General features: G+C 58.3%; 8 protein-coding genes. 3 read left to right on the forward strand and 5 right to left on the reverse strand.

What is annotated here, in order from left to right; translation table 11 throughout:
* Positions 1-42: 42 nt before the first annotated feature.
* The 4 genes from ABUK73_RS05745 to ABUK73_RS05760 form a co-directional block, all read right to left on the reverse strand.
* Complete coding sequence (locus tag ABUK73_RS05745) at positions 43-1,404, reverse strand: esterase-like activity of phytase family protein (protein WP_353576410.1); 1,362 nt, start codon at positions 1,402-1,404, stop codon at positions 43-45.
* 94 nt (positions 1,405-1,498) lie between these two features.
* Positions 1,499-2,524 carry an adenylate/guanylate cyclase domain-containing protein gene (locus ABUK73_RS05750; RefSeq protein WP_353576411.1) on the reverse strand — a complete coding sequence of 342 codons (1,026 nt, stop codon included), beginning with the start codon at positions 2,522-2,524 and terminating at the stop codon, positions 1,499-1,501.
* A 229-nt stretch (positions 2,525-2,753) separates the two neighbouring features.
* Positions 2,754-3,911, reverse strand: a complete 1,158-nt coding sequence (gene rnd / locus ABUK73_RS05755) for a ribonuclease D (RefSeq protein ID WP_353576412.1) — start codon at positions 3,909-3,911, stop codon at positions 2,754-2,756.
* Positions 3,912-4,031: 120 nt separating this feature from the next.
* On the reverse strand, positions 4,032-5,276 hold the full coding sequence (locus ABUK73_RS05760) for an MFS transporter (protein WP_353576413.1): 1,245 nt from the start codon (positions 5,274-5,276) through the stop codon (positions 4,032-4,034).
* A gap of 205 nt (positions 5,277-5,481) precedes the next feature.
* Between ABUK73_RS05760 and aspS the strand changes: the two genes are divergently transcribed.
* From aspS to ABUK73_RS05775, 3 genes are all read left to right on the forward strand, one after another.
* On the forward strand, positions 5,482-7,272 hold the full coding sequence (gene aspS, locus ABUK73_RS05765; protein WP_353576414.1) for an aspartate--tRNA ligase: 1,791 nt from the start codon (positions 5,482-5,484) through the stop codon (positions 7,270-7,272).
* A 5-nt stretch (positions 7,273-7,277) separates the two neighbouring features.
* Positions 7,278-7,754, forward strand: a complete 477-nt coding sequence (locus ABUK73_RS05770) for an FUSC family protein (RefSeq protein WP_353576415.1) — start codon at positions 7,278-7,280, stop codon at positions 7,752-7,754.
* Positions 7,755-7,907: 153 nt separating this feature from the next.
* A complete protein-coding gene (locus ABUK73_RS05775; protein ID WP_353576416.1) occupies positions 7,908-10,025 on the forward strand; it encodes a methyl-accepting chemotaxis protein in 2,118 nt (705 codons plus the stop codon).
* Between the two features lie 73 nt (positions 10,026-10,098).
* Here ABUK73_RS05775 and ABUK73_RS05780 read toward each other — a convergent pair whose 3' ends face one another.
* The gene (locus tag ABUK73_RS05780) at positions 10,099-11,289 is read right to left on the reverse strand and encodes a hypothetical protein (protein ID WP_353576417.1); all 1,191 of its coding nucleotides are present in this window, start codon (positions 11,287-11,289) and stop codon (positions 10,099-10,101) included.
* Positions 11,290-11,333: the final 44 nt, after the last annotated feature.

Below are 11,333 nucleotides of genomic sequence, written 5' to 3' on the forward strand. Positions count from 1 at the left end.
CCGCCATGGCGTAAACCATGGCGGTTTTTGTTTGTCGGACGTTTACTTCGCGTCCAGCAGGTCCTTCACCTCAAGCAGAACGAATTCATTGTCGTCTGCCTTGTCCAGTGCGCGGCCAGCGGAGAAGGGCAGGTTGTTGTCGTTGCCGACGATGATATGCGTGGCATCGACGCGATCGACATTTTCGATGGTGACGAATGGCATCGTGTAGACGCCATTATCGCTGCCCTGCTTTGCCTTCTTGTCGGGGTCCGCAATCTTCATCAGGTCGATGTAGCCGATCTTGCGGGCGGCCTTGCCGACATTGGCATCGTTGATTTCGATCTTGTAGATGCGCTTCAGCTTGGCGGGAACGGCAAAGCAATTGGCTTCCGGCTTCTTCGGGTCGGCGCAGGCCTTGTCGGCGGTTCCGGCGCCATTGTCGCGCTCGATGACCAGAGCGGTGCTGTCATCCAGCATGTTGAAGTCACCAATGGCTTCGCCGGTTTCCGCCAGCGGGTAGAGCCATGTGCGGCCTGTCCAGCTCTTGGAGGCAACATCGAGCTCAATGATGCGCAGGCCGGTTGCGCCGTCTTCGGTCTTTTCGACTTGACCTTCGGCATTATAGAGCGGGCCTTCCAGAAGACCGTAAAGCTTGGAGCCATCCTTGGACATTGCCAGGCCTTCATAGCCGCCGGAGCGCTTCAGGTTGAAGGCAGGCAGTTTCTGCGTCGGGTTGCCGGGCAGCGTCAGAGCCGGATGGTCAGGCGACTTGACGTCGATCTCGCCAGCCTTTGTTGCGACCACATCCGTCAGCTTGCCGTCACGGGTGAATTTGAGGATGTAGGGGCCGAATTCTTCGCCGACCCAGAAGCCGTCAGCAACCGGCTGGATGGATTCGACATCGAAATCAGCGCCGGTCAGATAGCGCTTATCGGAACCTTCCATGACGATGGGGAAGGGTGCCTTCTTGTCCGGGTCGGACAGGAACACGGTTTCAAGCGCGTTGACCTTGCCTGCATCCCACTCGAACTTCAGGTGGTGCAGCATCAGCATCGAGTCGCTGGAATTGGTCTTCGAGCCGAAACCATTGTCGGAAAGGCTCCAGAACGTGCCGTCTTCCGTGGTCTTGATGCCGGAAAATCCCTGCATGGCCTGACCTGCGAAAGGCATGGAAAGACCCGTCATGCGGACGCCATCCTTGCCGGGAACGGTGCCGAGGCCTTCGGCCCGCTTGCGATCCGCCGTCGTGAACTTGGCGGATGTCTTGAGGTGTTCCGGTGCGTCTGATGGTGCCGGAATGATGGTGTTTGCCGGAAGCACAGCCTGAGAAACGAGCTTTGCGGGAAACTCCTTTTCCGCGGCAAAAGCTGAAATGGTGCCGAGGGCAAGAATTGCGGCGGAGGCGAGGAGGGTCTTTTTCATGAAACACCTGTCGGTTTGCATCTGTAACGCAGGACCGTTAGGCAGACTTCATGACAGGGGCGTAATGTAGCGTTGACGGTTTGATGAAATCTTTTCAGGCCGCCGCTGGCTGGCGGCTGAGTGCGCAGACGCCGAGCGTTTGCCCGCGACCCTTCACGGCATGTTCGCCCAGATATTCGCTTTTCACACCCTTCGGCAGCAGCAGTTGATGCGCGAGATCGGAAGAGATGAGAACGGGATAGCCTAGCATTTTGCTCAGCGATTCCAGCCGGGCGGTGGTGTTTACCGTATCGCCGAAATAGGTGATCTTGTGGTGGTCGACCCCGATTTCCGCCGTGATGACCGGCCCGCCGTGGATGGCAAAGCGCAGCTTCGGCACGGTGCCGAAGCGCGACAGCCATTCGGCACGGTCGTTTTCTATCGTCGTTAGAATGTCGAAGACACAGTTGATGCAGGCAGCACGGCGAATGGCCTGATGGTAAGGCCATGTGATGATGGCCGCGTCACCGATATAGTCATCGATCACCCCGCCGTGGCGCCGCACGGGCCCGGCATAGGTGGAAAACAACTCGCCGAGATATTCCTGCGCTCTCAAGTCCCCATGGGTTTCGGCAAAGGATGTCGATCCGACCAGATCGATGAAGAGGAACACGCGCTCCTCACTGACCGGGCGGCGGTAACGACCCAGAATGAGGTCGATGAAAATATCGCGGCCCAGAAGTTCGCGCACCCGCATGATGAAGACGATGATGGCACAGACACCGAGTGTGAAGAGAAGCGTCTGCATTTCCGCATGCACGGCGCGCCGCCAGCTGACGGGAAAAATGCCGGTCGCCCACAAAATCGTGCCGCCGAGACCGAAACCGCAAAAGACCAGAATGGCGTAGACGATGAGGCCGATGGAAATATAGGCCGGTGTTGGCAGCATGCTGATGCGGCGCGCAAGACCCGGCATGATGTAACCGCGCTCGAAGGCCAGAATGGGTGCGCAGGCAAACAGGGCGTAGGTCGCGCCAATCAGCGCCCCGCCACCATATTCCAGAAATGCATAGGCCACGCCGCTGCCGGCAACCGCCAGAAACAGCACGACATAGTCCAGCATTGCGAGAATTTTTCTCATGTCTGCTCTTTGCTTGCAATGCGGTTGATAGGACACCGCGATCCACCGGCGAATGCACCGTGATTCCCGCCGGTTGCGACTTTATTGTGGAAGGCGCGGGTCAAAAAGTGATGTTTCGGTAATGTAAGACCAATGGCCGCAGCTGTGGCCGACTTGCATCGGTCACGGTCTGCGGCATCAACTGGTTGATCATAAGGCCGATCTACGGTGCCCGGCCTTTAAAGTAGAGCTAGGCTTGTTGCGGCAGTTCCAGTGCTTCGACCTTCTTGCCAGCAAAACGAAGCGCCACTTCACCGCGGATCAGCTTCAAAGCCGGTTCACCGAAAAGGTCGCGACGCCAGCCGGAAAGGGCAGGGACTTCGGCGCTCTCACCTTCGGAGGCAATCTTGTCGAGATCTTCACTGTTGGCGATGACCTTGGCGGCGACGCCGTGCTTGTCAGCCGTCAGCTTCAGCAAAACCTTGAGGAGTTCGACCGCAGCACCATTGCCTTCCGGAGAATGGCTCTGGCGTGGCGGGTGCGGCATATCGGCTTTCGGCAAAGCGAGCGCTGCATTGACGGTTTCGATAATGGCGGTGCCGGAAGTCGAGCGCTCCCAGCCTTTGGGAATGGTGCGCAGGCGCGACAGCGCGTCGGCATCTTTCGGCTGCTGCTGGGCAATCTCGAAAATCGCATCGTCCTTCAACACGCGTGAGCGCGGCACGTTGCGCGAACGCGCTTCCCGCTCCCGCCACGCGGCGACGAATTTGAGGATGGCAAGTTCGGTCGGCTTGCGCAGGCGCGATTTCAGCCGCAGCCACGCATCATCAGGATGCATGTCGTAGGTTTCAACGGACTCGAGAATGTCCATCTCTTCCTTCAGCCATGAAGAACGGCCTTCGCGCTCCAGCTGGGCTTTCAGCGCAAGATAGACATCGCGCAGATGGGTCACGTCGGCCAGCGCGTAATCCAGCTGCTTTTCAGTCAGCGGACGGCGGCTCCAGTCGGTGAAGCGCGAGGATTTGTCGATCTGGACATTCTTGATCTTCTGCACGAGCTGATCGTAGGAGATCGAGTCACCGAAGCCGCAGACCATCGCTGCAACCTGCGTATCGAAGATGGGGTGTGGGATGAGGCCGCCCAGATGGTGGACGATTTCAATGTCCTGACGCGCGGCATGAAAGACCTTGATGACACTGGTATCGGCCATCAGCTCGAACAGCGGCGTCAGATCGATATCTTTGGCAAGGGGATCGACCAGCACTTCCAGCGTCGGGCTTGCCATTTGAACCAGACAGAGCTGAGGCCAGAAAGTCGTTTCGCGCAGAAATTCCGTATCGATGGTGATGAAATCGGATTTCGCCAGTTCCTTGCAGGCTTCGGCGAGTGCTGTAGTCGTCTCTATCATTGTTTTTTTGCCGCTCATGGAAAGTATCAAACTTACTTTCCCTTTGAAGCGCCCATGTCAATACAATCGCGACTGTTCTTGGGTCTCTGTCCCATCTTTCCAGGGTATATGAGAGTGTTATCAGTCTTTTTTATTCTGATCGGACGGTGGAGGGGCCGCCAGCTTGCTGAAATAGGCTGACGTGCGCAAAAGCGGGCGGAAGCGCCAGTTTCGCTCTTCCGGCGGCACTGCAGCCCGCACGGTCAGCCGGTAAATCGTGTAGATCATGAAGACGACCTGGATCGAAGCCGTGTAGGCAAACAGCGCCTTGGGGCCGAAAATTTGCATGAAGACGGAAGCCAGCAGCGGTCCCACCGTGGCGCCTAGCGACCAGAAGAACAGAAGCCCCGCCGACATCATGGCGTGCTCTCCATCCTTGGCGTGGTCGTTCCCATGGGCGGAACTGAGCGAATAAAGCGGCAGTGCGAAAGCACCGAAGATGAACACGCCGATGACGTTTCGGAGCTCATCGCTTCCGGCAAAGAAGGACAGAAACAGACCCGTGATGACGGAGCCAGCGGTGGTGGCGAGGATGATGATGCGGCGGTCGTAACGATCGGAATAGACGCCCAGCGGATATTGCAGCACGACCCCTCCGATGATGCCTGCGCTCATGAAGGTCGCAATCGAAGTGACGGAGAGGCCGATCTGCTCGGCATAGATGGGGCCGATATTGCGGAAGGCCGACATGCTGAGACCCACCGCGATACAGCCAATGACCGCCAGCGGCGAAATGCGCCACACGGCAAAGAGATCGAACGGCACCTGCTTCGGCGGCGCGGGGTTGGATTTATCCGCAAGCGAGATCGGCACCAGCGAGAGCGTCAGCGCCATTGCGATCAACGAGAAGATCGCAGGCCCCTCGATGCCAACAGCCGGAATGACATATTGCGCCAGCGTCACCGCGCCCAGATCAACAAAGCGATAGATGGATAGCGTCCGTGCCCGGTTGGAATTCGTCACCTGCGCGTTGATCCAGCTTTCGATGGTGGCGAAGAGGCACGCAACGGCGACGCCGATGATGAAGCGCATAGCAAACCAGAAGAAGGGATTGGTGATTAAAACCATGGTGATGGAAGCGGCGGATGCGATGGCCGCCATGGCGGCGAAGACACGGATATGGCCGATCTGCCGAAGAAGGCGCGTGACGTTGACGCAGCCAAGCGCAAAGCCCAGACTATAACCAGCGCTGATAAGGCCAATGGTGCTGGCCGAAAATCCCTCCGACAATCCGCGCAGCGCGATGAATGTGCCTTGCAGGCCATTTCCGCCGATCAGAATGCCTGCCGTCAGCAGCAGCGGAAAAAGGGGTCGTAACTGGCTCATGCGTCACACATCGCGTGTCTGGAGGGCGGTTGAGAAGGCTGCACCATGGATAACCGATTCTTTGCCGTCAAATACGCCTAAAGGCGGCGCAATACGGGACAATATTGCGCTTTGCCTTGACAAATCAGGCAGGCCATGCGCTTTTCCGCCCGATTTAGAATATGCGATCCATGTGCTGATCGCCGCTATGTTTCAGGATAACAAAATGCATCGTTACCGCAGCCACACCTGTGCCGCTCTCCGCAAGTCCGACGTTGGCGCGACTGTCCGCCTCTCTGGCTGGGTCCATCGCGTGCGAGATCACGGCGGCGTTCTCTTCATCGACCTTCGCGACCATTACGGCATCACGCAGGTGGTGGCAGACCCGGATAGCCCGGCGTTCAAGCAGGCGGAACTGGTTCGCGGCGAATGGGTCATCCGTATCGATGGTCTGGTCAAGGCCCGTTCGGAAGACACGGTCAACAAGACTATGGCGACCGGCGAAATCGAGCTTTATGCGCAGGAAATCGAAGTGCTGGCCGCTTCCAAGGAACTGCCGCTGCCGGTCTTCGGTGAGCCTGACTATCCGGAAGACGTGCGCCTGAAGTACCGCTTCCTCGACCTGCGCCGTGATACGCTGCACAAGAACATCATCAAGCGCACGCAGATCATTTCCGACATGCGCCGCCGCATGGGCGATATCGGCTTTGCCGAATATTCCACACCGATCCTGACGGCCTCGTCGCCGGAAGGCGCGCGTGACTTCCTCGTGCCGAGCCGCATTCATGAAGGCAAGTTCTTCGCGCTGCCGCAGGCACCGCAGCAGTACAAGCAGCTTCTGATGGTGGCCGGTTTCGACCGCTACTTCCAGATCGCTCCCTGCTTCCGCGACGAAGACCCGCGTGCAGACCGTCTGCCCGGCGAATTCTACCAGCTCGATCTCGAAATGAGCTTCGTGACGCAAGAAGACGTCTGGGAAACCATGGAGCCTGTCATTCGCGGTGTGTTCGAGCAGTTTGCCGAAGGCAAGCCTGTAACGCAAAACTTCCGCCGCATCGCCTATGACGATTCGATCCGCACCTACGGCTCCGACAAGCCGGACCTGCGTAACCCGATCGAGATGCAGGCTGTGACCGACCATTTCGCCGGTTCCGGCTTCAAGGTCTTCGCAAACATGATCGCGTCCAACCCGAAGGTCGAAGTCTGGGCAATCCCGGCCAAGACCGGCGGTAGCCGCGCATTCTGCGACCGCATGAACGCATGGGCGCAATCGCAGGGCCAGCCGGGCCTCGGTTACATCTTCTGGAAGGAAGAAGACGGCAAGGTTGTCGGTTCCGGCCCGCTCGCCAAGAACATCGGCGAAGAGCGCACGGAAGCCCTGCGCGTTCAGCTTGGTCTGGAAGCAGGCGATGCGTCCTTCTTCGTGGCGGGTGATCCTGCCAAGTTCTACAAGTTTGCAGGCGAAGCCCGCACCCGCGCAGGCGAAGAGCTGAACCTCGTTGACCGCGATCGTTTCGAGCTGTGCTGGATCGTCGACTTCCCGTTCTTCGAATACAACGAAGAAGAAAAGAAGATCGACTTCGCCCACAACCCATTCTCCATGCCGCAGGGCGGAATGGACGCGCTGGAAAATCAGGATCCGCTGACGATCAAGGCCTACCAGTACGACATGGTCTGCAACGGCTACGAAATCGCCTCCGGCTCCATTCGTAACCAGTCGCCTGAACTGATGGTCAAGGCGTTCGAGAAGGTTGGTCTCAGCCAGCAGGACGTGGAAGACCGCTTCGGTGGCCTCTACCGCGCCTTCCAGTACGGCGCACCTCCGCATGGCGGCATGGCTGCCGGTGTGGACCGCGTGGTAATGTTGCTGACCGGCACGAAGAACCTGCGCGAAATCACGCTGTTCCCGATGAACCAGCAGGCACAGGATCTGCTGATGAACGCACCGGCCCCGGCCACGCCAACGCAGCTTCGCGAACTGGCACTGCGCGTCGTTCCGACGCCGAAGAAAGACTGATAGGGATGCTGCAAGGGCTGCTTGATCGCGCTCGTGCAGCCTTCACCCATGTATTGGCGGCGGCTTTGGCTGCCGCCTTTGCTTTTTGGGTGGCTCGCCATCTGCTGGGCCATCCGCAGCCGGTCTTTGCGGCCATCACCGCGCTGATCTGCCTTGCGCCTAACATTCCCAATCATTTCACGCAGGGCATCAACCTGCTCATAGGCGTCACCACCGGCATCGTCATCGGTGAAATCGCGCTGATGTTTCCCTATGAAATGGGTGAGGTGAGAATGGCCGTGGCCATCTTCATCGCCATGATCATCGCCGCTTCCCTCAACAAGGCACCCATGGTGGCGATACAGGCGGGTGCCTCCGCCATGCTCGTTCTTTTGCTGGGGCCACAGAGCGCCGGTTTTGTTAGATTGCTGGATGTTCTGGTGGGCGTGGCAACCGGTATTTCGGTCGCTTTCGTGTTCTTTCGCAGAAAGCCGAATTCATGATGCTTCGCAGAATTGAAAAGACACGGCTGTTTCGTAAAATGCGTTTAAAACACTGTTTTTACGTCATAAAATAATAATATGGTTGTCATCAAAGATTGAGTTTTTCTTAACGTTTGATGGCGATTTGTTGGGGTCCAACAATAGGGATCTCATATGTCTTCAGTTCTTCCCGGTGCGTTGCGGATTTCCCATCGCGTCTTTCTCCTCGCCCTCGTTGCCCTCATGGGGTTGGCCGTGGTCGTCGGCACGTTTCTTTTTCAGCGCCATCTGGAGGCTGGCTACAAGGCATCCGCGACTGCGGTTGCTGAGAGGCAGGCCGCCGTTTCCGCTCTTGCCACGGATTTGCAGCAGGCGCAGCTTCACCAGAAGGATTTCCTTCTCGGCAAGCAGATGGGGGCTGTCGAGCACTTCGATGACGTGGTGGCAGATGCCGCATCACGGCTTGAGACGCTGCGTGCAAATGCCAGCGCAGAAACGGCGGCGAAGCTGGAGGGACTTGCGACTGCGCTTGAAGCTTACGCCCAGTCGGTAAAAAGCCTTGTTGCCAAAAACACCGAGCTTGGTTTGGAAGCGTCGACCGGATTGGCAGGTGCCATGCGGGGCGCAGTCCATAGCATCGAAACTCTTGTTTCCGGTCTGGAAAACGCTGAAATCCGCGCAAGCATGCTGATGATGCGCAGGCATGAGAAGGATTTCATCCTGCGTCGGGATGCGTCTTATGTGGAGAAGCATCGCGGTGAAGTCGAAACCTTCAAGGTGCTTGTGAAGAAGGAGTTCCGGCCCGGTGCAGAGCGTCAGCGCATCATGGATGCGCTGGACGTCTATACGGCGTCCTTCCGGCTTTATGCCGAAGCGGCCATTCAGGAACAACAGTTGCGCAGCACCACCGAGCAGGCTTATGAGGCCATGCAGCCTTTCGTTCAGGATGTGCTGTCCTATTACGACAGCGCTTTGACGCAAAATGCCACAGCCAATGCTGCTGCGGAGCAATGGACCATCCGCATGGTCATCGGCTTCGTTGTGCTGACAGTTTTCAGCCTTGTTATCAGTGTGTATCTGATTGGACGTTCAATCAGCCGCCCTGTTGCGGCCATGACCGGCGCGATGCGCAGTCTGGCCGATGGCAAAACGGCGTTGACGGTACCGGGGCTTTCTCGCCGGGACGAGTTCGGCGCGATGGCGCAGGCGCTCGAGATTTTCCGGCAGGCGGCAATCGCCAAGGACAAACTCGAGGCCGAGGCGACCGAAGCCAGAAGCCGGTCTGAGGCTGAGCGTGAGCGCCTTCAGACGCAGGCACAAGAGCAGGCCCGTGCGCTGATGATGGAGGCCACGGAAGGATTTGCGGGGGCGCTGAAGCGTCTGGCCAGCGGCGACCTGTCCTTCCAGTTGACCGCGCCTTTCTCGCCGGATTTCGAGGCGCTACGACATGATCTCAACCGGACGCTTCAACAGCTGAACGAAGCGATGGGCGGCATTGCCGAGTCGGGATATTCCATCGATGGCGGCGCGCGAGAGATCAGCCAGAGTACCGATGATCTGGCACGCCGGACGGAGCAGCAGGCCGCGTCTCTGGAACAGACCGCAGCGGCTCTTGACGAACTGACCGCCAATGTCCGGCTTTCGGCAGAGCGTGCATCTCAGGCGCGTGATCTGGCGACCAGGGCTGGAAGCGATGCGGAACAGACAACGGCTCTTCTGGATGACACCATTGCCGCAGTCGCACGCATCGAGCGGTCTTCCGAAAAGATAGGCAGCATCATTACCGTGATCGATGAAATTGCGTTCCAGACCAATCTTCTGGCGCTCAATGCCGGCGTCGAGGCTGCCCGTGCGGGCGAAGCCGGTCGCGGCTTTGCGGTCGTAGCGCAGGAGGTTCGCGAACTGGCCCAACGTTCGGCCAAGGCGGCGGGAGAAATCAAGGCCTTGATCAACGTGTCTGGAGCAGAAGTGAAGGAAGGCGGTCGTTTCGTGCGTGAAACCGGCAATGCCCTTTCCCGGATCGGCGGCTCGATGGTCGATATTCGCGAGCACGTCAACGCCATCGCCGCGGCGTCTCGGGAACAGGCGATTGGCCTGGGCGAAGTCAACAGTGCCATCAACATTCTCGATCAGGCCACCCAGAGCAATGCCGCCATGGTGGAAGAGAACAATGCCGCCAGCGCCGTTCTATCGCGCGAAGTGGCACGGCTGTCCGAACTGCTGCAAATGTTTCGCCTCAACTCGCAGGCATCGGCGAGTGGAGACTACCACGACGCGCGACACGCAGCGTGAGTTGTTGATGTCAGAACCCAACAAAAAGCCCCGGAGCATCGCTGCGCCGGGGCTTTTTTAGACCAAAAGACGACTATTCGTTGGCCGTAACCGTTACACCCAGAACCTGGGGAATGGTGTTCGGCGCGCCCATGGCCGCACCCATGATCATGGGGAAGGGGACGGGCTTCGCCGGTTCGGCAGAGATGGTGAAGTTCTTGGGGTCATCGATATAGGCGTTGACGGCTGCGGAAACCGCGTTTTGCAGTTCCGGTACGTTCAGCTGCGCCATCATCAACGGTACCATGCCCTTGATGGTCTGAGACAGCTGCTCGCCCGTCATGTTCTGTTCGCCAGCCGCATAATCGATGGCGCGCTTGGTGATGCTGGCATCTTCGAAGCTGATTTCCGCGCTGATGAAGCTCAACTGCTGGACAAGACCAAGCATGGCCAGACCGGCTGCCTGATCCGCCTGTTCCTTGTTGGGGTTGGCGGCCTGTGCCTTGACGGCTTCCTGCATGGACTTGATGAAGTTCAGCGTATAGCCGGAGAAGCTGAAGGCCATGTTGAGGCGGCCGACATCCTTGAGGTCGATGGCATATTCATCAACCGTCAACGTGCCGGGCGCGAGTTCCCAGGAACCGTTCATCGTCAGGTCGCCGGTCAGCGTCTGCACCTGCAGCTTGTCGATGGCGTCCTTGGTCTTTGGGTCGGTCACGCCGCTGAGATCGGCCTTGAAGCCGTTTGCGTTGAGATCGAAGCTGACGGTGCCTTCATCTTCGCTCTTGCTGATCGTCGTGGTGGTTTCCGCAACGGAGAAGCTTTCCTTCTCACCCATCTTGACGGTGACAGGGCCGCTATGGGCCTCTTCGTAGAACAGCATCGAGTCCAGTTTGCCGGTGGTGGTATCGGCAGGGACGGTGACGCCGGTCATGTAGATGTCGCTGGCATCGACGGCGATGCCTTCCTGCGCGAACTTGATGTTGTCGAAGCTCATCTTTTCAATGGTGTAGCCACCGTTGTTTTCTTCGACGCCATCCAGCGTAACATTACCGACCGGGATTTTCTGCGAAGGATCGGCTGCCGTGCCGAAGGTCACACCGCTCAGCGTGACCGTGCTGCCATCGACAGCAATCGATTTTGCTTCGACAGCCGCGCCCTGTACGCTGTAGGCCGCATTGATCTTCTTCAGCACATCTGCGCCGTCGAGTGCGAATGCCGGTGATGCAAATGCAAACGCCGCGGCGCTGGCAAACAGAAACTGCCGGGTGGATTGAAGTCTCATTCTGTCTCTTCCCTCGTAGGTATGAAAAACTGGCGATCGACAAC

Source organism: Agrobacterium vacciniicorymbosi (assembly GCF_040427045.1).
Taxonomy (GTDB): Bacteria; Pseudomonadota; Alphaproteobacteria; order Rhizobiales; family Rhizobiaceae; genus Agrobacterium.

Coding starts and splice junctions, on each gene's coding strand:
- ABUK73_RS05745 (WP_353576410.1), bottom strand. CDS start 1,404: ATGAAAAAGACCCTCCTCGCCTCCGCCGCAATTCTTGCCCTCGGCACC.
- ABUK73_RS05750 (WP_353576411.1), bottom strand. CDS start 2,524: ATGAGAAAAATTCTCGCAATGCTGGACTATGTCGTGCTGTTTCTGGCG.
- rnd (WP_353576412.1), bottom strand. CDS start 3,911: ATGATAGAGACGACTACAGCACTCGCCGAAGCCTGCAAGGAACTGGCG.
- ABUK73_RS05760 (WP_353576413.1), bottom strand. CDS start 5,276: ATGAGCCAGTTACGACCCCTTTTTCCGCTGCTGCTGACGGCAGGCATT.
- aspS (WP_353576414.1), top strand. CDS start 5,482: ATGCATCGTTACCGCAGCCACACCTGTGCCGCTCTCCGCAAGTCCGAC.
- ABUK73_RS05770 (WP_353576415.1), top strand. CDS start 7,278: ATGCTGCAAGGGCTGCTTGATCGCGCTCGTGCAGCCTTCACCCATGTA.
- ABUK73_RS05775 (WP_353576416.1), top strand. CDS start 7,908: ATGTCTTCAGTTCTTCCCGGTGCGTTGCGGATTTCCCATCGCGTCTTT.
- ABUK73_RS05780 (WP_353576417.1), bottom strand. CDS start 11,289: ATGAGACTTCAATCCACCCGGCAGTTTCTGTTTGCCAGCGCCGCGGCG.